The sequence below is a fragment of the Bacillus sp. DWP3-1 genome (genome assembly GCF_049896565.1).
Classification (GTDB): Bacteria; Bacillota; Bacilli; order Bacillales; family Bacillaceae; genus Bacillus.
Window position 1 is genome coordinate 282871 of sequence record NZ_JAFCUN010000002.1, and the last position, 21905, is coordinate 304775.

Consider the following 21905-nt stretch of genomic DNA (forward strand, 5'->3'; position numbering starts at 1 on the left):
GTAAGACATGCCGCAGTTTTTTATGAATAAAAGATTAATGTTGCTCCTTGTCTGTGTCATCGTACTGGTGGCCATGATTGGTTTTTCAGTGAAAAGCGGCAGAGGTGCTTCATGGCCGGAAAAATTAGTGGGGGATACGACAGGCTTTTTTCAAGGTGTCTTTCATAAACCATCACAATTTATTGCCGGTATTTATGGGAACGTACAAGATTTAAAGAACACATATGATGAAAACGAGCGTCTTCGAAAAAAACTTGATGGACAAACTCAATATGAGGCGAAACTTCAAGAACTAGAAGATGAGAACAAAAAGCTTCGCAAGCAGCTCGGATATGTGAACTCTATTCGTGATTATACGCCAATTCTATCAACGGTTATCGCGAGAAACCCGTCCCTTTGGGATAGCTTTGTGATGATTGATAAAGGGAAAAAACAAGGCGTTGACAAAGATATGGCGGTCACAAATGAGAGTGGTGCGTTAATTGGGAAAATTGAAAGTGATAAGCTCAACAATTTTACTTCAACTGTAAGGTTGCTAAGCTCTACGGACCAAAATAATAGAATTTCAACGAAAATTTTTGCGAAAAAGGGCAAAGAAGAACTCAACGGAATTATTAACGGTTATGACAGTAAGAAAAAAATGCTGACAATGAATATTCTGAAATCTGATGCAGATGGAGATGTCAAAAAAGGAGATCTTGTTGAAACATCTGGAGCAGGGGGCGTATTCCCGCAAGGCTTGACGATTGGTAAGGTGAGTGAAATCGAGCCAGATCATTACGGCCTGACAAAAATCATTTATGTAGAACCAGCGGCTGAACTCAACAATTTAGACCGCGTGATTGTGGTGAATCGCAGCTCAAGTACGGCAGATGCATCTGAATTGACGAAGGAGGAAGGCTCGTGAGACGTGTCCTTCTTGCTTTCGTCATGTTGTTTATCTTCGTATTTGACAGTATTTTTGTCGATCTAGTGAAGCTCCCATTTGTTTCAGACAATCAAATTTTAGCTCCTCATTTCATCTTACTCGCACTTGTATTTATGACTGCTTTTGTGAATCAAAAATATGGTGTGATTTTCGGTTTTATCTTTGGACTTTTATATGATATTTCGTATACAGGCATACTTGGTGTTCATATGTTTGGCTTTGGAGCGCTCTGCTATTTGCTAGCGAAAGCCTTTAAAGTTCTGCAAACGAATATGCTAGTGGTCGTCTTTCTGTCGATTATTGCTGTTTCCGTGATGGAGTTTTATGTATACGGCGTTCAAGCGACAATTCAATCAGGGATTATGCCGTTTAATACGTATGTCATCGAACGCTTTATTCCAACGATTCTTTTAAATACTGCTGCGTCTCTCATACTTGTTGTGCCGCTTAGGCTCTTTTTCATCAATATGAAACAAGGACTGATCGACGAATAAAAGCAGGAGTTTGTCCAATTACGGCGAAATGAGTATGTTGTTGAGGTGAGCATCTTGAAAACTCAAAAACAGCAATATGTGACGATAAAAGGTACAAAAAACGGATTAACATTACAGTTAAATGATGACTGTTCGTTTGATGACCTTCTTTCTGGCTTGCGAGAGGTTCTTTTACTTGAGCAATATACAGATGGTAGAGAAGGGCATAAGGTCAATGTGCATATTAAGCTTGGTTTTCGGTATTTAACAGAGGATCAGGAAATGCGTTTGACTGAAGCGGTCTCTGAAAATGAACATCTCGTCATTCACTCCATTGAAAGTGACGTCATGTCAACTGAAGAGGCGAGACGATTAAAAGCAGAGGCCGAAATTACCTCTGTAGCCAAAATTGTGCGCTCTGGACAGGTGCTGTATGTCGAAGGAGATCTCTTATTAATAGGAGATGTCAATCCTGGCGGAACGATTCGTGCAGGGGGAAATATTTTTGTGCTCGGCGCTTTAAAAGGCGTGGCACATGCTGGATGTAATGGGAATAAACAAGCTGTCATTGCGGCATCTCGTATGATTCCAACACAGCTTCGCATCGCACAAGTGTTTAACCGTGCACCAGATCAAAAAGAAGATGGAAACGAAATGGAATGTGCTTATTTAGATATAGATGGCAACATGATCATTGAACGCCTGCAGCAATTGGCTCATATAAGACCTAATCTGACAAGGCTTGAGGGAGGAATGTGAAATTGGGCGAGGCTATTGTGATTACCTCAGGAAAAGGCGGCGTTGGCAAAACAACAACATCTGCAAACTTAGGCACAGCACTAGCAATTCAAGGGAAAAAAGTGTGTCTAGTGGATACCGATATTGGCCTTCGGAATCTAGATGTCGTGATGGGGCTTGAGAACCGCATTATTTATGATCTAGTCGATGTAGTAGAAGGAAGATGTAAAATTCACCAAGCGCTTGTAAAAGATAAGCGTTTCGAGGATCTTTTGTATCTTTTACCCGCTGCTCAAACAAGCGATAAAACGGCTGTAGAGCCGGAGCAGATCAAAGAATTAATTCAATCATTGAAACAAGACTTTGATTATGTCGTCATTGATTGCCCTGCTGGAATTGAGCAAGGCTTTAAAAATGCTGTATCTGGTGCAGATAAGGCAATTGTCGTGACGACGCCTGAGATCTCAGCTGTGAGAGATGCTGACCGTATCATCGGCTTGTTAGAACAAGAAGATATCGAACCACCTCGTTTGATTGTCAACCGTATTCGTACACACATGGCGAAAAGTGGCGATTCAATGGATGTGGATGAAGTTGTACATCACTTATCGATTGATCTTCTTGGCATTGTCGCAGATGATGATGACGTGATTAAGGCTTCAAACAATGGTGAACCGATTGTCATGGATGCTAAAAACAAAGTATCGATTGCGTATCGTAATATCGCCCGCCGTGTACTAGGCGAATCTGTTCCGCTTCAATCATTTGAAGATGAAAACAAAGGAATGTTTGCGAAGCTGAAAGCATTTTTTGGTGTAAGAGCATAAGCATTCAAGTAAGATGAGACCGATTCGATGAGAATCGGTCTTTTTGTTGCATATCAGATGAGGTCGTCACATAAAATGTACAAACTGTTTGTATGTAAAGGGTGATCTCATGAAAAGAGTGGACGAGTACCGAAAGAAAATTGCGCAGCGCCGCAAAACGAAGCAGCCAGCTGCTCCACCTAAGAAGACGACTTTCAAGAAAAAAGAAGATATCCCTCCATGGGTCATGCTGACAGAGGAAGAAAAGCATTCAGGGTCGTCTTCCTTTGAGTCGTTGTCTCACCAGCCGAAGAAATATCGGCATCCGTTATTTAACCCCAATGCTTTTGTGCTTAAATGTTTATTATCTGCGTCCCTTGTGTTGATTGCAGCCATTTCATTTAAAGGTCAGGCAGGGCCGTTTCAGCAGCTGAAGCCGATCATTACGCAGACCTTTGAGCAAGATTTTCAATTTGCTGCTGCCAATCACTGGTTTGAGAAAACAGTTGGAAACCCCCTTGCCTTTTTAACCGACAAAAAGGCAGACCAAAAAGATGTACAAGCGAACCAAGAACTGGCTGTACCTGCTTCTGGAAAAGTGCAGGAATCCTTTACGCAAAATGGAGCAGGTGTCAAAGTCGAAACATCGGCTGAAGCAATTGATAGTATGAAGGAAGGCTATGTAGTAGAAGTGAAAAAGAAAAGTGACACAGGGCTTACAGTGGTCGTGCAGCATGCGGATAACAGCTATAGCTGGTACGGTCAATTAAAGGAAGCCGATGTGGCCTTATACGATTTTGTCGATAAGGGTGAGAAAATTGGCCAGATCTCACTTGATGATCAAGGAAAGGGCACATATTACTTTGCCATTAAGCAAAATGAACAGTTTATCGATCCTATTCAGGTGATGACCTTTGAATAGATGGCTGGTCATGCTGACGAAAATTCACATTCATCCGCTGCTGTGGATTGTGATGGCGTTTGCGATTCTCTCTGGTCAAATCAAGCCGCTGCTTTGTCTGCTCATCATCGTCTTTGTCCATGAGCTTGGACATGCAGCGGCTGCTTGCTATTATCATTGGCGCATTCGGCGGATTTTTTTACTGCCATTTGGCGGAGCGGTAGAAGTAGAAGAGCATGGGAACCGTCCGCTAAAGGAAGAGTTGGCGGTCATTTTATGCGGGCCGCTCCAGCATGTACCGCTCCAGCTTATGGCATGGATTTTCATGGAAACTTCTCTTATTTCGCACGACATTTTTACGATGTTCACTTTTTATAATATGGCGATTTTTCTTGTGAATCTTTTGCCTATTTGGCCGCTTGATGGCGGGAAATTATTCTTTTTGCTCTTATCAGCATATTACCCTTTCCAACGTGCACATACCCTTGCCATAAAAGGCTCACTTGTCTTTTTCGTTCTATTGACTGCAGGGTTGCTTTTGTTTGCGCCGCTGCAATTCAACGGCTGGGTGCTGCTCACTTTTTTAGCCTATTCACTCGTAATGGAACACCGGCAGCGGCATTACGTCAGGGTCCGCTTTTTACTAGAACGCTATTACGGTAAAAAAGAGCAAAAGGTAGAAAAGCTTATTCCGCTGAGAGCGAGCGCTGAGGAAAAAGTATATGAAGTAATGGCGCGATTCCAAAGAGGCTGTAAGCATCCGATTATTATTGAAAGAGATGGCGTGAAAATGAGCCAGCTTGACGAAAATGAACTGCTCCATGCGTATTTTTCAGATCGAAGAACCACCTCCTCAATGGAAGAGCTCCTTTTGCCGTACTAGTGATGAAAATACGTTGACATTCTGCGTCTAATTTGATATATTTTTTAATGTTATGGATATGTAGCACCCGTGCTACAACCGCGCGAAGCAGGTGTAAAGAGCCTAAGGCCCCCTGTATTCGGCGAGTCTGAGTTTATTAGGAGGTGCAGAGATGTACGCAATTATCGAAACTGGTGGTAAACAAGTAAAAGTTGAAGAAGGTCAAACTGTTTATGTTGAAAAACTAGCTGCTGAAGCAGGTGAAACAGTAACTTTCGAAAACGTATTGTTTGTCGGCGGAGACACTGTCAAAGTGGGTAACCCTTCAGTTGCTGGAGCAACAGTAACGGCTAAAGTTGAAAAACAAGGTCGCGGTAAGAAAATTACTGTGTTCAAGTACAAACCGAAGAAAAACAACCACAAGAAACAAGGTCATCGTCAACCTTACACTAAAGTTGTTATCGAAAAAATCAACGCTTAAGGCGTGTGAGTGATATGATCAAAGCAACCATTACTCGGTCGGCAGCAGATGAAAGCATTACGTCTTTTCAGATGACTGGACATGCCGAGTTTGCTGAAAAAGGTCAGGATCTCGTTTGTGCAGGTGTATCTGCTGTTGTTTTCGGCTCAGTCAATTCAATTATTGCACTGACAGGAATGGATCCACTGCTCGATATTGGTGAAGAAGGCGGCTATTTCTCTTTTGAATTGCCAGCTGATACAGATCCAGTATCCTTTGAAAAAGCCCAGCTGCTTTTAGAAGGCATGGTCGTTTCCTTAGAGACAATCGAACGAGATTATCACGATTATGTGAGAATATCTACAAAAAAATAGGAGGTGAACTTCATGCTTAGATTAGATCTTCAATTTTTCGCATCTAAAAAAGGGGTAGGTTCTACAAAGAACGGACGTGACTCTGAGTCTAAACGTTTAGGCGCTAAACGTGCTGATGGTCAATTCGTAACTGGTGGTTCTATCCTTTATCGTCAACGTGGAACGAAAATCTATCCAGGTGAAAACGTTGGACGCGGAGGCGACGACACTCTTTTCGCTAAAATCGACGGAACGGTTAAATTCGAACGTTTCGGTCGTGACCGTAAAAAAGTGAGCGTATATCCTGCGGCACAATAATTGCTAAAAACTCCGGTCATTGACTGGAGTTTTTTTCACTTTTTACAAGTAGTATCGAAGATGATAAAAGAAGATGCACTCCATAAATATCAAAGAACGTTTGCTGACTTTGCCTCATTTTCTCCTATAGATCAGAAAAAACAACCTTTCCTCACATAACTAGTGTTTTTCTATGCTGTCTTCTCTGTTATAATTCAGGGAGACATAGTGATGATAAGACTCCTAAAAGAGAGACCAAACGATTGGGAGTGCGATAATGGAAGAGATACCAAGTAAACAAAACGAAAAATTAACTCACGTTGCATTAACAAATGAATTGATCTATCTGCTCAGTCGTTCAAGACACGACTGGATGAATAAATTGCAGCTGATTAAGGGAAACTTGACATTAGAAAAATATGACCGGGTGTTTGAAATTATAGAAGAAATGGTCATTGAAGCACAGCATGAATCCAAACTCTCAAATTTAAAAATTCCCCAATTGGCCTATTACTTTCTAACATTTAATTGGGAGTCGCATTTTATCACCCTAGAATATGAAGTGCTTGGTGAAACCCGAGACTTATCAGCATATGAATCGCAGCTGCTAACGGTATCACAGGAGTTGTTTTCGATATTCGATCAATCAGTTTGCCAAAAAACTGAAAATCATTTAACGGTCACGTTCCAAACAGATCAAGAAGAGAATGATGTGGTCTTATATTTTGATTTCAAAGGAAAATTAACAAGTTTGGATGCGTTAAATGCGTTTCATGACGCAAACTATCCATGTATGAGTGTAGCTCAATTTCATGTGACAAGTCATGAGTCCATGATTGAGCTTTGTTTGAGGCAAGAACGAGATATGTGATGCAGAGAAACGGAGGAAGTTATGTTTGTAGATCAGGTTAAAGTGTATGTTAAAGGCGGTGACGGCGGAAACGGTATGGTGGCGTTCCGTCGTGAAAAATATGTGCCAAAAGGCGGACCAGCTGGCGGCGACGGCGGAAATGGTGCAGATGTTGTATTTGAAGTAGACGAAGGACTCAGAACGTTGATGGACTTTCGTTATAAGCGCCATTTTAAGGCGGATCGCGGCGAGCATGGAATGAGTAAAAACCAGCATGGCCGAAATGCGGAAGAAATGATTGTCAAAGTTCCGCCCGGTACGGTCGTGACAGATGCAGAGACGGAACAAGTACTCGCTGACTTAACAGAGCATGGACAGCGGGCAGTCATTGCAAAAGGCGGACGAGGCGGACGTGGAAATTCACGTTTCGCAACACCGGCAAACCCTGCACCGCAGCTTTCTGAAAACGGTGAGCCGGGAAAAGAACGTGACGTCATCTTAGAACTAAAAGTACTTGCAGATGTTGGACTTGTTGGTTTCCCAAGTGTCGGGAAGTCGACACTGCTTTCAATTGTCTCTTCTGCGAAACCGAAAATTGCGGATTATCATTTCACAACGCTTGTGCCGAACCTAGGAGTTGTCGAAACAGATGATAACCGAAGCTTCGTCATGGCGGATCTGCCAGGACTGATCGAAGGAGCGCACGAAGGCGTTGGCTTAGGTCATCAATTTTTACGCCACATTGAGCGGACACGGGTTATTGTCCATGTCATTGATATGTCAGCACTTGAAGGACGTGACCCGTACGAAGATTATGTGACGATTAATGAAGAGCTTGAGCAATACAATATGAGATTAACTGAGCGTCCACAAATCATTGTAGCGAACAAAATGGACATGCCAGATGCAGCTGACAATCTAGCGGCATTTAAAGAAAAATTAACGGATGACTATAAAGTGTTCCCAATTAGTGCGATCACAAGAGAAGGGCTTCGTGAGCTTTTATTTGAAATCGCCAATCAGCTTGAAACAACACCGGAATTCCCGCTCTATAATGAAGAGGAACTGTCTGATAACCGCGTGATGTACAGGTTTGATGAGGGAGACGCGCCATTTGAAATCACAAGAGATCCTGACGGTACGTTTGTCATAACGGGTAAAGCACTTGAGCGACTGTTTAAGATGACAGATTTCTCAAGAGATGAGTCCGTGAAACGATTCTCTAGACAACTGCGCGGAATGGGTGTCGATGATGCCTTGCGTGAGCGTGGTGCAAAAGACGGCGACATCATTCGTCTGCTTGAATTTGAATTTGAATTTATTGATTGATCAAAAGGAGGGTCCAGTCCATGGGCTCTCCCGTTTTTAAAAGGGGAGAAAACAGGTGAAAGAAGAAACGTTCTATTTAGTAAGAGAGGATGTCCTTCCAGATGCGATGCGAAAAACGCTTGAAGTCAAAAAGCTTCTCGATCGCAAAAAAGCGGATTCAGTTGCCGATGCTGTTCAACAAGCGGATTTAAGCCGCAGTGCTTTTTATAAATACAGAGATGCTGTTTTTCCATTTTATACAATGGTGAAAGAGCAGATCATCACATTGTTTTTCCACCTTGAGGATCGGTCTGGGGCTTTGTCAAGGCTGCTTCAAATTGTGGCGGACTCTGGCTGTAATGTGTTATCCATTCACCAAACGATTCCGCTGCAGGGAAGAGCGAATGTCACCCTATCCATTAGCACGGCTGGTATGGCAGATGATATCAATACAGTCATGAATCAATTAAGAAAACTTGAATTTGTCGAAAAAGTTGAAATTCTAGGTTCTGGGGCGTAAAAGGAGAGATCATAGCAGATGAAGCAATTAACTGTAGGTTATTTTGGACCAGAGGCAACATTTACTCATTTGGCCGTATGCTCTTGCTTTCCAACAGATGCAGTGCAGCGTGCCTATGCAACGATTCCGCAATGTATGGATGCTGTGTCAAAAGGCGAAGTAGATTTGGCGGTCGTTCCACTTGAAAATGCACTCGAAGGATCTGTGAACTTAACGATTGATTATTTAATTCATGAGGAAGCGCTGTCCATTGTTGGTGAAATGACAGCACCGATTCGGCAGCATTTGCTTGTCCACCCATCAAGAGCGGAAAGCTGGGAGACATTAGATGTGATCCAATCACATCCGCACGCGATTGCCCAGTGTCATCAATTTCTGAAAAAGCAGTACCCAGATATTCCGCATCGTCCAGTAGAATCAACAGGTTATGCAGCAAAATATATCAGTGAGCATCCGGATGAGGCTGCTGGGGCCATTGCCAATGAAATTGCCGCACAAACGTATGGTTTAACGATTGCAAAAAAAGACATTCATGATTATCCGCACAATCATACACGCTTTGTTATTTTACATAAAGATCCTAAGGCGTCGTTCCCAATGAATGCTGGGTTCTCATCGAAGCCAAAAACGACCATTGTGGTCAGTCTGCCAAAGGATGATCAATCAGGTGCATTGCATCGCGTGTTATCTGCTTTTTCTTGGCGGAATCTCAACTTGTCAAAAATTGAATCTCGTCCGACAAAAACAGGTCTTGGACACTATTTATTTATTATAGATATAGAAAAAGAAATGGATGATGTCCTTGTCCCTGGCGCGATTCAGGAATTAGAAGCGATTGGCTGTGAGGTCAAACTGCTCGGCAGCTACCAAACATATGAACTAACGAATGAAAAATAGTGTCCCTTGCAGGACACTATTTTTTTAGTCTTTAATTAAAAAACCAGCGTCATCGAGCGCTTGAATGGCTTGGTCAAGCTGCTTTTGACTGTAAGAAGTGAGTGTATGTAAATGCACGCCGTCTGTTAGTTCTGACAAGTAGGAGGCGCCCGTGTTAGAAATGTGATGAACGAAATCAGCTACTTGCTTGCGAGTACTGACGCGAATAGAGGCCGTTAGTTCACCGTAAACAGGGTGCTCTATGATCACATCTTTCACTGTCACACCAAAGTCTACAATCAAGGTCAGTTCCTCTTCTGTGCGAACAGGATCATGCTTGCAGGCGATGATTTGTTCAATTTCTCTTTCTGGCGCATGCTGCGGTGCCATATACACATAGCCTTGACTTGTGGCAATAATGGGTTCGTTTTTTGCTTTTAATAGTGACATATCTTGTACAATGACTTGTCGAGAGACAGCCGCCTTTTTAGCCAAAAAACTTCCGGTGAGCGGTGTATCTGTTTCTTTCAGCCACTCTAAAATGGCGTTTCTTCTCTCTTCGCCAATGAGTTTCCTCTCTTGCTCCACGTCTTATGCTCCTTTCTTCTCCTTTTGCAATTGTTCAAATGTATGCAAAAGCTGATCGATGTCCTCTTTTGATGACTTCGATCCAAATGATAGTCGAATGAATTGAAGGGCATCACGATCTGATATGTGCAATGCCTTCACAGCGGGGGAAGGATGATGATAACCTGAAGCACATGCGCTTCCAGTCGATATACAAATCCCATGCCGGTTACATGCTAACATTACATATTGTCCTTCAAACCCTTCAAAAAAACAACCAATAATATGAGGCAGCATGCGGCGATTGCCATTGTTTTGAAGTGTACGAACAGGAAGTTGTCTCATTTTCAGCTGCTGAAGAAAATAATCACGAAGCAGCTCATTCTGTTGATGCTGCTCATCTAGCTTAAGCATCAATTGTTCGCTCGCAGCAGCAAAAGCACCGATGCATGGAACGTTCACTGTTCCAAGGCGGAAGCCATTTTCCTGAACTGCACCTGAATATAAAGGCTTCCAAGCAACATGTGCGCCCATATAGACAGCACCAGCGCCCTTAGGTGCATACACTTTATGGCTAGAGATGGAAACGGCATCAACCCCAAGCTCCTTGATGGACACACGAATCTTTCCGAATGTTTGCACGGCATCTGTATGAAAAAGTATGTGCCTTTCTTTTAAAAGGGGTGCTAATTCAGCAAGCGGCTGGATAATCCCTGTTTCTGAATTAGCATGCTGAATAGATACTAGTCCTGTTTCAGGCAATAATGCTTCTTTGAGAATGTCCTTAGTGATGATCCCATCTTGATTCGGTTCAATGATTGTGACCTTCACGCCAAGACGCTCTAAGCTACTAACCGCATGATGAACAGAAGGGTGCTCTACAGAAGTTGTGATGACATGCTGCCTGTGTGCTGGCAGACCATTTGCAATCGATTGAATCGCAAGAAGGTTGGATTCTGTTCCGCCGCTTGTAAAGTAGATGCCGTCTGGTTCGCCCTCAAGAATGGCAGCGAATGATTGTCTGCTGTAAGTCAGTATGTCATTTGCTCTTCCACCTGCATCATGAAGACTGCTTGCATTCCCGTAGCAATCTTGACTTAGCTGCTGAAAAACATGCAGTGCTTCCTCTGAAACAGGTGTAGAAGCTGCGTAATCTAAATAAACCAATCCATCCATCTCCTATGAGAAAATTTTTTCTTGTATTTATTGTAGTGTTGTGTAATGATATGTGTCAAGACAGGTGTAAATGACAGGAGGGGCGAAGGTGTCATCAATCAAAAAAGTCATTGTGGTGGGATCAGGCATTGCAGCGCTTTCCTTTGCAAAAACCATTTCAGAAAGCTGCCAAGTTATCATGATGACAAAAAAACAATTTTCCTCTAGTAATTCCATGCTTGCACAAGGAGGAATCGCTGCTGCCTTTTCAGCACAGGATTCAGTTCATCAGCATGTACAAGACACATTAGCTGCCGGCTGTGATCACAATGATGAGAGGGCGGTACAAGAGATCGTAAGTCGTGGAAAGCAATTGGTGGAGCAGCTCGTAGAAGAAGGCTGTCCATTTGATCAGACGGAGACGGGCGAGCCGCAATTAGGTAAAGAGGGGGCACATACGGCTCATCGCATTTTGCATGCAGGAGGAGACCAAACAGGCAAAACCCTCGTGCAGTATTTAAAAAGTCAGCTTGGCTCACATATTCATTTATACGAATATCACCATGTCATTGATCTATTGGTCCATGAAGGAACCTGCATAGGGGTGGTGTGGAAAGATGAGAAAGGACACGTCCATACCATGACCGCAGATGCAGTTGTTTTATCCACGGGCGGCTGCGGCTCCCTATATGAAACAAACACAAATGACCCTTCTGTAACAGGAGACGGACTGATGATGGCCTATCGAGCCGGGGCACAATTAGCAGATCTTGAATTTGTTCAATTCCACCCCACCCTCTTGACGATCGCTGGAAAAGCAGTCGGTCTCGTTTCAGAGGCAGTCCGGGGAGAGGGAGCCTATTTAGAAGATGAAACAGGCAGGAGGATGATGAAAGGCATTCACCCACAAGCTGAATTAGCGCCTAGAGATGTGGTCGCTAGAGCTATTTTTCATGAGCAGCAATTAGGTCATGATCTGTATCTCAATATCCGCGAGATTCCACATTTTTCAGCTCGTTTTCCAGCAATTAATGCGATGTGTCAGCGGGCAGGTGTCGATATGGCAAGCGGCAGGCTCCCAGTTTCCCCTGGTATGCATTTTTTAATGGGCGGAATCTGCGTGAATGAATATGGAGAAACCACTGTTCCATCTCTTTTTGCTATCGGAGAAGCGGCCTGTACAGGCTTACACGGAGCGAACCGATTAGCGAGTAATTCTCTCTTGGAAGGTCTCGTTTTAGGACACAAAGCGGCACGGAGAATTGAACAGGTACCTAAACAGAAAAAAATAGTCCCATCTTTTTCTATTCAAGAAGTATGGTCCGTCCCAGCGATTTCAGAGGATCAGTTGAGACAATGGATGATGACATATGCCGCAATTGTAAGAGACGAAAAAGGGCTAAAGGCCTTGCTTCAAGTATTACAGCAAGTCCCTTATCAGCAAACGAATGTGAAGAATATCACAAGTGAACAGATCGAATTAAGCAATCAATGGGCATTAGCGATTTGCCTTGTGAAGTCTGCATTACTTCGTACAGAAAGCAGAGGCGGCCATTTTCGAATGGATTATCCAAATCGGAATGATGCTTTGTGGCGGGGCATGCAGATTGTCCATGAAAAAGGCCACATTCATATGATGAAAAATGAAAGGATCGGTGCCAAATGGAACGTTTACAGTTAAAACAAATGATGACTCATTTTTTCACAGAAGATATTGGCTTTGGAGATGTATCAGCTGATGCCATTTTTGGAGAAAAGAAAGGAACAGCATACATCATCGCAAAACAATCGGGTGTATTGGCAGGTTCTCAAGTCATTGACATAGGGTACCGCCTGCTGAATGAACAGATTCAAGCTGAGTTGTTTTTTGAGGAAGGTGATTGGATTCATTCAGGCGCTGTGCTGGCGAAAATAAAGGGGCCGGTCAGCGACTTATTAAAAGGAGAAAGGGTCATTTTGAATGTTTTGCAGCGCATGACAGGTATCGCCACATTAACACATGAAGCGGTGCAGCGATTAGCGGATCCGTCGATTACGATTTGTGATACGAGAAAAACGACTCCCGGCTTGCGCATGTTAGAGAAATACGCTGTGAAGACAGGAGGCGGAAAGAATCATCGCTTCGGCTTATCAGATGGAGTGATGATTAAAGATAATCATATTGCCGCATGCGGCTCTATTCGTGAAGCTGTAGATAAAGCAAGAGCATATGCCGGTCATATGGTGAAAATTGAAGTAGAAATTGAATCAGAAACGCAGCTAATGGAAGCCATTGATGCAAAAGCCGATGTCATCATGTTTGACAACTGCTCTCCAGACGAAGTGAAACGTTTTAAACAAATGACGCCGGAGACAATTCTGACGGAGGCTTCAGGAGGCATCACGTTAGAGACATTGCCAAGTTACAGGGGGACAGGTGTCGACTTTATTTCACTTGGTTTTTTGACACATTCTGCTCCAGCATTTGATTTTAGTATGAATATGGAATTCAGTCATAAAGGAGGAACAACTCATGTCACTGCTTGATGTACTCGCAAATCAACATGCAGCCATGATGCCAGAAGAATATAAACACCGCTCTGTTGATGAGATGAAGCAGCGTGTGTTAGACATTAAACGGGCCTTTGGATCAAAGCTTTTTATACCGGGGCATCATTATCAAAAGGATGAAGTCATCCAATTTGCAGATGCAACAGGCGATTCACTGCAGCTTGCACAAATAGCCGCGGACAATCAGGAGGCTGAGTACATTGTGTTTTGCGGTGTTCACTTCATGGCTGAAACGGCAGATATGCTGTCAATTAAGAATCAAAAGGTCCTATTGCCAGATATGAGAGCAGGCTGTTCAATGGCTGATATGGCGAACATGAAGCAAACGGATATAGCATGGGAGCAGCTCACTGATCTGTTTGGAGATACGATCCTACCGCTCACGTATGTCAACTCAACAGCGGATATTAAAGCATTTGTCGGCAAGCATGGCGGGGCGACTGTTACATCGTCAAACGCTAAAAAAGTGCTGGAGTGGGCGCTCACACAAAAAGAGCGGATTCTGTTTCTCCCTGATCAGCATTTAGGGCGTAATACGGCATTCGATTTAGGCATTTCACTAGAAGAAATGGCTGTCTGGGATCAAATAGAAGAAAAGCTCATCACCGATCAGCCGCTTTCTCGCATCAAGATGATTTTATGGAAAGGCCATTGCTCTGTCCATGAGAAATTTACGGTGCGGAATATTGAAGAAACGAGAAAAAGAGACCGTGACATTCAAATCCTTGTCCATCCAGAATGCACGCATGAAGTCGTCAGGGCTTCTGATCTTGCCGGTTCCACGAAATTTATTATTGATACGATTAAGGAAGCGCCAGCAGGAAGCAAGTGGGCGATTGGAACAGAGATGAATTTAGTCAAGCGGATAATCGATCAGCATCCAGATAAACAAATTGAATCCCTCAATCCGGATATGTGTCCATGTTTGACCATGAATCGGATCGATCTTCCTCATTTGTTATGGTCACTAGAAAGCATTGATAAAGGTGATCCGGTCGGTTTGATTCAGGTCAATGAAGACATTACCAAAGAGGCTTTACTTGCACTGAATAAAATGCTCGCCATTAAATAATAAATCAGCCCCTCCTATCAGAAAACAAGTTTTTATCATATCGGCTTGTAAATAGGCATAAATTTATGGTGAAACATATTGTACTTCTGACATAACCGTTACGTTCACGTTTTGCATAGGAGGGGAAAACGTTGAAAATTCATATTGTGCAAAAAGGAGACTCCCTTTGGAAAATTTCAAAGAAATACGGAGTCGACTTTCAAGAATTGAAAAAACTAAATTCACAACTCAGTAACCCAGATTTGATCATGCCGGGTATGAAGATCAAGATTCCATCTAGTGGTGTTCCTGTAAAAACAGATCATCACAAAGCAAAAGAAATGCCAAAGCCGAAAGAACATCCGTATGTGAAAGAAAAGCCAAAAGATGTCGTGCAAGTGCAAGATACGAAGCCGAAAGAAAAGCCAAATGAACCGGTACCTTATGTACCGCCAGTGCCAAAGATCGAGCATCCAGTTTTTCCACAAGTCGATGTGAACTATTATCAGACCAATCTCTACCAGCCATTCACGCCTCCTCCCAAAAAAGAACATCATGAGAAAAAAGATTACGTTCATGAAAAGAAAGATCATGTTCATGACAAAAAGGATCACAAAGATCATGTTCATCATGAAAACAAGGACTATAAAGATAACAAGGAACATTTTCATCATGAAAATAAGGACCATAAAGATAATAAGGAACATTTTCATCATGAAAATAAGGACCATAAAGATAACAAGGAACATTTTCATCATGAAAATAAGGACCATAAAAATAACAAGGACCATTTTTATGATGAAAATAAAGGCCATCTAAAAGATGAAGTGGCAAAGGGGTATGATCCGTTTATTCATATTCCGCATCAAAAGGAGGAGGGAAAAGATATGGAGCAAAGCAATTACCCAAACCTTCCTAATTTCCCGCAAATGCCGAATGTTGGAGGCGCAGCGGTAGGAGGAATGGCTGAGAATAAAGAGCATCATCACCATCACCAGCATCATGATTCATATGATCCTTATTATGGTTTTGGTCATGGACATTACATGCCGGCAATGTATCCATACCCGCAACAAATGGTGCCAGCATCGCCAATTTTACCAGGTTCAGGTCTTTGTTATCCTGTCCAGCCATATTATCACCATCACATGATGCCATATCCATACCCAGCTCAGCCGTATTATCCTGCGTATCAAGCGCCAGCTTATTACGGGGAACATTATGAACATCATGCAAACGACGGGCATCACTGGCACCACCATATGCACCCAAATGCCAATGCGAACGTGAATCAAGGCTTTTATCCAAACGTTTCAAATGAAGCTTATGGCAAGGAAGACTGCGGATGTGATGATGGCATGAAGCAGCATCAGCCGTGGCCAGGACATTATCCGAATCCTGTTCCTTATGGCCAAATGGGGGCTTTTCCAGCTCAGCCTTATATGCAGCCATATCCAGGTCAATCTGTTTTTGCAAGACCAGAAGAAGACGAAGAAGAGGAATGACAGAAGGAACGATCTCAATCGTTCCTTTCAGCGTGTAGACAAACCCTCGCATTCGTTGTCAGGGCTGTGCTCCGGTGCTCACGAATGTCAAATTCGCTCCGCTCCGGTGCTCGCCCTTCCTAGACTGCAAAGGTTTTCTATCACGCTGAAAAAGAGACAAAGGGCTAAAATAAAGATCATTTTAACAATCTGGAAGGAACGATCTCAATCGTTCCTTTTTTTGTTTATAACTGACAGCTTGATTTTTTCCCAAACTGTACATGCTAAAACAGAGCCTGTTTCGCGCTCATGAGATTGAATTTGTACAGGGGGTTTTTCGTTTGAGACAAAAATGGCAAAAAACGATCGCATTAGTGCTTCTTCCTATTGGGTTAACGGCATGTGGTACAAATGATAATGCAGGTGTAGATACACGTCATAATCAATCAGGTCAGCCAGTCGGATATCATTCGAATAACCGTGCGGCTGACAATAATCAAGATCATCAAGGGCCAGTTTCTGAACTCATGGAGGGGATGAACGGTGGGAACACAACGAATGTTGATTATCGCACCCGTCCTCAAGCCGATGATCGAATGCCTCTCGCAGGTGGAGATGGACGCTACAGTCATGGAGATATGAACTATCATAACCAAATGTCGTTCTCTGGCTACGATAAACAAGAGAACGTCCAGCGTTCAAGAAAAATTGCCAACCGTGTCAATAAAATGAACCACGTTGCAGACTCACAGGTGATGGTGACAGATGAAAATGTGTATATTGCCATTAAATCAGATGGACGTTTGACGTCAGAGGGCGTATCACAAGTTGAAGAAGCAGCGACTCGTTATGCAGATGGAAGAGCTGTCCAAGTCATTAAAGACGAGGGTGCTTTCACACGCTTTAGAGATATGAGAAGAACACAATTTGAAACAGGCCAAACAGGCATGACTCGATAGGTTGGAGAATAAGAAAGGCTAAAGTTCCTCAAGAACTTTAGCCTTTTCTTAAAAATAACCCTTGATGCTTGTATAAAAATCGTTAAAGAAACAGCCAAATCCAAGTAATAAAATACCTTTCTTGTTAAGGATACAAGGGGGAGAAGACCGATGTCATGAAGGAGAATCCCTGCCAAAATACCGCCTGAAGCCAGCATAAATTCAGATGAATCTGTTTTTGGATATGCATCTGCCAGTACAGCACCGAATACAGAAACCCAGAACACAAGGTTTCCAGGGGATACCGCGACAAGCAAGCCGTTTCTGTACGTTTTTGCGAATGATTTATTGACTTTTTCGCCAGCTAAATGGATGTCTTGATCCGAATTATTAAGAATACTGCTCCGATCAGCCAGAGCGGGATTTGGACAAATGGCAGTGATAAAAACTGAGCAAATTCAGCATCCATAAAGAATCCGTTTTTTAATCCCTTTTTGTCATTTCAACCGTGATCGCTCCAACTGGCAGAGGAATTGACAATCCTACGACGATAAATGCGAGAAATGTTTGCAATCGACTAGAACTTCCTTTGGGAAAATTTGTATAAAAATTCTCAGTTTAGATTAACTATACATAATAGGAGAAAAGGATCAATGATTATTTCATATTTTATCGAAATGATTGGGAGAGATGATGTATATAAAGGTGCATATCAAGCTTGCTGTATCTCTTTTGTAGTGGAAAGGAACTATTTTCCTAAAACTTCTTTTTTTCATGGCATCTCTATGCTACACTGTTGTGGAAATCAATAAATGTGACTAGGGGTGCCCGCAGTTGGGCTGAGAGAGAAGTGTATGCTTCTTAACCCTTTGGACCTGATCTGGCTCGTACCAGCGTGGGGAAGTTGAAGATGATACATGGGTCATATGAATGACATTCATGTTTATTTCTGTCGACGAAACCAGGTTCTGTTCATAGAGCCTGGTTTTTTTGCTGGTGCTGATTCCATCCTGTCCGGTGACAAGAAGAGAAGGAGAGAACAGCAAATGAAAGAAAAGAAAAATACCCCAACAACTCAATCCTTATTATCAAGCTTTGACGGCAGCCGAAAGGTGTATGAGAAAGGATCAAGACCTGACATTTTAGTGCCAAAAAGGGAGATTGCCCTCTCAAAAACTGTGACACAGGCGGGGAACATTCAAAATGAACCGATTCGTGTGTACGATACGAGTGGACCGTACACCGATGAGAGAGCCCATATTGATGTCACTAAGGGATTAAAACGCCTTAGGGCAGCATGGATCGAAGAAAGAGGGGATACAGAAAGCTATGAAGGGCGCCATGTGAAACCAGAAGATAACGGATATCGTTCTAAGGAAAAAGAGTCCTTTCATCATGTTCATACTGATTTTCATCATGAGCCGCTCCGCGCAAAACAAGGTGCCTGTGTGACGCAAATGCATTATGCAAAAAAAGGTATTGTTACGCCTGAAATGGAGTTTATCGCGTTAAGAGAAGAGCTAAGCCCTGAGTTTGTGAGAGAGGAGGTAGCCAGCGGAAGAGCAGTCATTCCAGCGAATATTAACCATCCTGAAAGTGAACCGATGATTATTGGAAGGCATTTTCACGTCAAAATCAATGCGAATATTGGCAATTCAGCTGTGACATCATCCATTGATGAAGAGGTAGAAAAGATGACATGGGCGATCAGATGGGGTGCAGACACCATGATGGACCTGTCTACAGGAAAGGACATTCATACAACGAGAGAATGGATCATACGGAATTGCCCAGTCCCAGTAGGAACCGTTCCCATTTATCAGGCGCTTGAAAAAGTAAATGGAGTGGCAGAAGATTTGACGTGGGACGTGTACAGAGACACATTAATTGAACAAGCAGAGCAAGGAGTAGACTACTTCACGATTCATGCGGGCGTGAGGTTAAGGTATATTCCGCTGACAGTCGATCGGGTGACCGGAATTGTTTCAAGAGGCGGTGCCATTATGGCAAGGTGGTGTCTTGCCCATCATCAAGAGAATTTCCTCTATACCCACTTCGAAGACATTTGTGAGATTATGAAAACGTATGATATTGCTTTTTCACTTGGAGACGGTCTGAGACCAGGCTCGATTGCTGATGCCAATGATGAGGCGCAGTTTGCAGAGCTTGAAACGTTAGGTGAATTGACAGAGATCGCTTGGAAACATGATGTACAGGTGATGATTGAAGGGCCTGGACATGTTCCGATGGATAAAATCAAAGAGAATGTGGACAAGCAAATGGAGATTTGCAAAGAGGCACCATTTTATACGTTAGGGCCTCTTACAACAGATATTGCCCCGGGATATGATCACATTACATCCGCCATCGGTGCGGCCATGATCGGCTGGTATGGAACAGCGATGCTATGCTATGTGACGCCAAAAGAGCATTTAGGTCTGCCGAACAAAGAAGATGTGAGAGAAGGTGTGATTGCCTATAAAATTGCCGCACATGCCGCTGATCTAGCAAAAGGACATCCTGCTGCTCAAAAGCGCGATGATGCTTTATCGAAAGCGAGGTTTGAATTTAGGTGGCGTGACCAATTCCACCTGTCACTTGATCCAGAAAGAGCTATGGCGTTCCATGATGAAACATTGCCTGCGGAAGGCGCTAAGACTGCCCATTTTTGCTCGATGTGCGGACCGAAGTTTTGCAGTATGAAAATTTCCCATGATATTCGCAATCAATCAGAAGAAGTGAAAAGAGAGATGGAGAAGAAGGCGAAGGAGTTTATCAGCCAAGGAAGTCAAATTTATTCATCCTAAAAAAAGAACCTCGCACATATGTTGTGCGGGGTTTTATCAGATGGCGGAAAAGGCTTTTCTTAAGAGGTGGAAAAATGCTTTTAATGCAAGTACCATCATGTCCAAACTCGGAATGAGGGCATCTGTTAAATGAAAAAAGACGGTTTGTCTTTCGGGAGATGTTCGTTTCTTTTGCCGTTTCATGAAGACAGCCTCCTTTTTAAATAATATACTTCTTTGCAAAGCAGAGGGATAGAGATGTTGTTTGAATTTAAACAAAATTTAAACTTCTTGTGTTTGAAAGGAAAGAAGGAGGGGAAACGAGTTGAATAGAGAATGAATGAAAAGAGCCGATCTATTTGGCCAGCTAACAAGAAAGAGTGGAAGGTGATCTTATGATGAAAGTATTTAAGGTAACATTTCATATGAACAATGGGGAAGTGCTTGATTTCGAGCTAAAACGCCCAGCTACCTATGATGTGTATAAGAAAATTGAAGAAGCTAATCATTGGTTTAAGCTGAATAATGAAATCATTAACTTATTAAATGTGAATAGCATCCACGTAGAAACAGATTAAAACAGAAAGCCGCTCTCTCTGAGCGGCTTTCATTATGCAGAAAAATCATTTCGATTATTAAGCTGACCGCGGGACAGCCAGTTCTTTTTATACAAATAAGCAATCACTTCAAGCCATAGACGCGGTGCTTTTTTAGGGAAAAAAGGTTTTTGATAATAAGCGTAAGCGGCTTTTAAATCATTCCATTGATGGCATGCTTTTGTTTGTGTGAAACGGGCTACGTCGATGACCCTGACCTGGCCTTCCTTTGTTAAGATCAGATTCCGCAGATGGATATCAGAAGGATTCAATCCTTTCTCGCGTGCTTCTTCTAGCGCATCATCGACTTGTTCAATCATTTGTTTTTTAATAGGAATCCCCTTTGTGAGGCATTCATAGAATGTGTAGCCTTTAATATATTCCATTAAAATATACTGATCCCCAGATTCATAAATCTCAGGGTAGTAAGACGAACCAGAAAGTTTTTCATAAATGGCGGCTTCTTTGCGGGCAATATGTTGATAAGAAGGGAAAAAGACTTTTAGTGCCATTTTCTTGCCGTCTTTTTTGTATGAAAAGACATAGGCACTTCTTCCTTTGCCGCACAGTTCAAGCTCTGCCGGTTTAAAGGCAAGCTTATGAAGACGTTTATCTTCATGATACTGAATCGATTCGGCTAATCTTTTAACATCTGACATTGACTTCACCTTCTTTGGTTTCAGTTTATGCGGCTGAAAAACGAATGATGAAAAAACCGAGTCATTCGAAAAGCAATGGATTGTATAAAACATACCATTTACGAATGAAGGATACAACGAAAGACTCTTCCCATATATTCATTCATCGATTTGGTTAATGTTTAGAAAAATGGGTCAAACTACATATGTCATGCATCGATCTCATGTTCTAAAGAGGTGTAAATAGTGAAAGTGAAGATGAAATGTTTCGTTACAGGACTTATCATGACAAGTGTGCTTTTTTTCGCTGCGGATATGGAAGGAAAAGAACACTTGCAAAAGCAGTCAAACTCTATCACCGTGCAGCTTGAAAAAGTCTATCTAGACGGAGATGTGAGTATTGAAAGACACCGGGCATCATTAGAAGACAAAGACACATTCTGGGCACAGTATAAAGGCTGGACGCTAGTAGAACAGAGAGAGGATTTTGCGCTTTTTAGAAAGCAAATTGATGATATCTCTCCATTAAGTAAAGCAAATGGATATATCGGATTATCAGAGGACGGTGTGATTTCTACGTTTCATGGAAGGCCTGACGGCTGGGCGGAGCCTATTCATCTCTTTTTTCAAATTGATACGTCCCGTTTAGAAAGTCATGTGGAGGAGCAGCTTGAGCAAGGCATTCCTTTTCGAACAAAGGATGAATTTGAGCATGTGCTTGAAGTCATGAAGCCTTACCGAAATGAAATATCGTTTTAAAGCGTGTAA

Annotated in this window: 25 protein-coding genes, 1 riboswitch and 1 other annotated feature; of the genes, 21 read left to right on the forward strand and 4 right to left on the reverse strand. The window is 42.6% G+C overall.

The window, feature by feature from the left end:
• Window positions 1–7: 7 nt before the first annotated feature.
• From mreC to pheA, 13 genes are all read left to right on the forward strand, one after another.
• Window positions 8–907 carry a rod shape-determining protein MreC gene (gene mreC / locus ACP7A0_RS06815; RefSeq protein ID WP_003216396.1) on the forward strand — a complete coding sequence of 300 codons (900 nt, stop codon included), beginning with the start codon at window positions 8–10 and terminating at the stop codon, window positions 905–907.
• A complete protein-coding gene (mreD, locus tag ACP7A0_RS06820) occupies window positions 904–1422 on the forward strand; it encodes a rod shape-determining protein MreD (protein WP_106042555.1) in 519 nt (172 codons plus the stop codon). The genes mreC and mreD overlap by 4 nt, the downstream gene beginning before the upstream one ends.
• A 54-nt stretch (window positions 1423–1476) precedes the next feature.
• Complete coding sequence (minC, locus tag ACP7A0_RS06825) at window positions 1477–2160, forward strand: septum site-determining protein MinC (RefSeq protein WP_034661644.1); 684 nt, start codon at window positions 1477–1479, stop codon at window positions 2158–2160.
• A 2-nt stretch (window positions 2161–2162) separates the two neighbouring features.
• Window positions 2163–2966 carry a septum site-determining protein MinD gene (gene minD, locus ACP7A0_RS06830; protein ID WP_003216504.1) on the forward strand — a complete coding sequence of 268 codons (804 nt, stop codon included), beginning with the start codon at window positions 2163–2165 and terminating at the stop codon, window positions 2964–2966.
• Between the two features lie 109 nt (window positions 2967–3075).
• Window positions 3076–3867, forward strand: coding sequence for a peptidoglycan DD-metalloendopeptidase family protein (locus tag ACP7A0_RS06835; protein ID WP_426004644.1), 792 nt, complete (start codon window positions 3076–3078; stop codon window positions 3865–3867).
• Window positions 3860–4729: a M50 family metallopeptidase gene (locus ACP7A0_RS06840; protein ID WP_426004646.1), complete on the forward strand. Its 870-nt coding sequence runs from the start codon at window positions 3860–3862 to the stop codon at window positions 4727–4729. Before ACP7A0_RS06835 ends, ACP7A0_RS06840 begins: the two co-directional genes overlap by 8 nt.
• Window positions 4730–4795: 66 nt before the next feature.
• Window positions 4796–4868 (forward strand) — a sequence feature (ribosomal protein L21 leader region).
• A gap of 12 nt (window positions 4869–4880) precedes the next feature.
• Window positions 4881–5189 carry a 50S ribosomal protein L21 gene (rplU, locus tag ACP7A0_RS06845; RefSeq protein ID WP_003216781.1) on the forward strand — a complete coding sequence of 103 codons (309 nt, stop codon included), beginning with the start codon at window positions 4881–4883 and terminating at the stop codon, window positions 5187–5189.
• 14 nt (window positions 5190–5203) lie between these two features.
• Window positions 5204–5542: a ribosomal-processing cysteine protease Prp gene (locus ACP7A0_RS06850; protein WP_034661634.1), complete on the forward strand. Its 339-nt coding sequence runs from the start codon at window positions 5204–5206 to the stop codon at window positions 5540–5542.
• 12 nt (window positions 5543–5554) lie between these two features.
• Window positions 5555–5839, forward strand: coding sequence for a 50S ribosomal protein L27 (rpmA, locus tag ACP7A0_RS06855; protein ID WP_003216586.1), 285 nt, complete (start codon window positions 5555–5557; stop codon window positions 5837–5839).
• A 256-nt stretch (window positions 5840–6095) separates the two neighbouring features.
• A complete protein-coding gene (locus tag ACP7A0_RS06860) occupies window positions 6096–6689 on the forward strand; it encodes a sporulation initiation phosphotransferase B (protein WP_034661629.1) in 594 nt (197 codons plus the stop codon).
• Window positions 6690–6710: 21 nt separating this feature from the next.
• A complete protein-coding gene (obgE, locus tag ACP7A0_RS06865; protein WP_066030594.1) occupies window positions 6711–7997 on the forward strand; it encodes a GTPase ObgE in 1287 nt (428 codons plus the stop codon).
• 55 nt (window positions 7998–8052) lie between these two features.
• Entirely contained in the window at window positions 8053–8496 is a 444-nt protein-coding gene (locus tag ACP7A0_RS06870) for an ACT domain-containing protein (RefSeq protein ID WP_003216269.1), read from the forward strand.
• Between the two features lie 18 nt (window positions 8497–8514).
• On the forward strand, window positions 8515–9393 hold the full coding sequence (gene pheA, locus ACP7A0_RS06875; RefSeq protein WP_060596885.1) for a prephenate dehydratase: 879 nt from the start codon (window positions 8515–8517) through the stop codon (window positions 9391–9393).
• Window positions 9394–9417: 24 nt separating this feature from the next.
• On the opposite strand, the gene ACP7A0_RS06880 is transcribed toward pheA, so the two are convergent.
• Both ACP7A0_RS06880 and ACP7A0_RS06885 read right to left on the reverse strand, forming a co-directional pair.
• Window positions 9418–9960 (reverse strand): transcription repressor NadR, encoded by a 543-nt coding sequence (locus ACP7A0_RS06880; RefSeq protein ID WP_060596884.1) that lies wholly within the window; start codon window positions 9958–9960, stop codon window positions 9418–9420.
• A gap of 3 nt (window positions 9961–9963) precedes the next feature.
• A complete protein-coding gene (locus ACP7A0_RS06885) occupies window positions 9964–11106 on the reverse strand; it encodes an IscS subfamily cysteine desulfurase (protein WP_066030595.1) in 1143 nt (380 codons plus the stop codon).
• 97 nt (window positions 11107–11203) lie between these two features.
• Here ACP7A0_RS06885 and nadB point away from each other — a divergent pair, with 97 nt between their 5' ends.
• From nadB to thiC, 6 genes are all read left to right on the forward strand, one after another.
• Window positions 11204–12775 carry an L-aspartate oxidase gene (gene nadB, locus ACP7A0_RS06890; protein WP_426004651.1) on the forward strand — a complete coding sequence of 524 codons (1572 nt, stop codon included), beginning with the start codon at window positions 11204–11206 and terminating at the stop codon, window positions 12773–12775.
• On the forward strand, window positions 12757–13620 hold the full coding sequence (gene nadC, locus ACP7A0_RS06895; RefSeq protein WP_060596881.1) for a carboxylating nicotinate-nucleotide diphosphorylase: 864 nt from the start codon (window positions 12757–12759) through the stop codon (window positions 13618–13620). The genes nadB and nadC overlap by 19 nt, the downstream gene beginning before the upstream one ends.
• Window positions 13607–14716: a quinolinate synthase NadA gene (gene nadA / locus ACP7A0_RS06900; RefSeq protein WP_060596880.1), complete on the forward strand. Its 1110-nt coding sequence runs from the start codon at window positions 13607–13609 to the stop codon at window positions 14714–14716. The genes nadC and nadA overlap by 14 nt, the downstream gene beginning before the upstream one ends.
• A gap of 131 nt (window positions 14717–14847) precedes the next feature.
• Entirely contained in the window at window positions 14848–16200 is a 1353-nt protein-coding gene (gene safA, locus ACP7A0_RS06905; RefSeq protein ID WP_426004654.1) for a SafA/ExsA family spore coat assembly protein, read from the forward strand.
• A 320-nt stretch (window positions 16201–16520) separates the two neighbouring features.
• A complete protein-coding gene (locus tag ACP7A0_RS06910; protein WP_060596878.1) occupies window positions 16521–17138 on the forward strand; it encodes a YhcN/YlaJ family sporulation lipoprotein in 618 nt (205 codons plus the stop codon).
• 789 nt (window positions 17139–17927) lie between these two features.
• Window positions 17928–18036, forward strand: a riboswitch (TPP riboswitch).
• A gap of 127 nt (window positions 18037–18163) precedes the next feature.
• The gene (thiC, locus tag ACP7A0_RS06915) at window positions 18164–19924 is read left to right on the forward strand and encodes a phosphomethylpyrimidine synthase ThiC (RefSeq protein WP_034661590.1); all 1761 of its coding nucleotides are present in this window, start codon (window positions 18164–18166) and stop codon (window positions 19922–19924) included.
• A 36-nt stretch (window positions 19925–19960) separates the two neighbouring features.
• Here the strand turns inward: thiC and ACP7A0_RS06920 are convergent, their stop codons facing one another.
• Complete coding sequence (locus ACP7A0_RS06920; RefSeq protein ID WP_164847176.1) at window positions 19961–20107, reverse strand: hypothetical protein; 147 nt, start codon at window positions 20105–20107, stop codon at window positions 19961–19963.
• A 191-nt stretch (window positions 20108–20298) separates the two neighbouring features.
• Here ACP7A0_RS06920 and ACP7A0_RS06925 point away from each other — a divergent pair, with 191 nt between their 5' ends.
• Window positions 20299–20481: a hypothetical protein gene (locus ACP7A0_RS06925; protein ID WP_003216799.1), complete on the forward strand. Its 183-nt coding sequence runs from the start codon at window positions 20299–20301 to the stop codon at window positions 20479–20481.
• Between the two features lie 32 nt (window positions 20482–20513).
• Here ACP7A0_RS06925 and ACP7A0_RS06930 read toward each other — a convergent pair whose 3' ends face one another.
• Window positions 20514–21158, reverse strand: a complete 645-nt coding sequence (locus ACP7A0_RS06930; protein ID WP_034661587.1) for a serine/threonine protein kinase — start codon at window positions 21156–21158, stop codon at window positions 20514–20516.
• 237 nt (window positions 21159–21395) lie between these two features.
• Here ACP7A0_RS06930 and ACP7A0_RS06935 point away from each other — a divergent pair, with 237 nt between their 5' ends.
• Window positions 21396–21896, forward strand: coding sequence for an intercompartmental signaling factor BofC (locus ACP7A0_RS06935; protein WP_181185478.1), 501 nt, complete (start codon window positions 21396–21398; stop codon window positions 21894–21896).
• Window positions 21897–21905 lie beyond the last annotated feature (9 nt).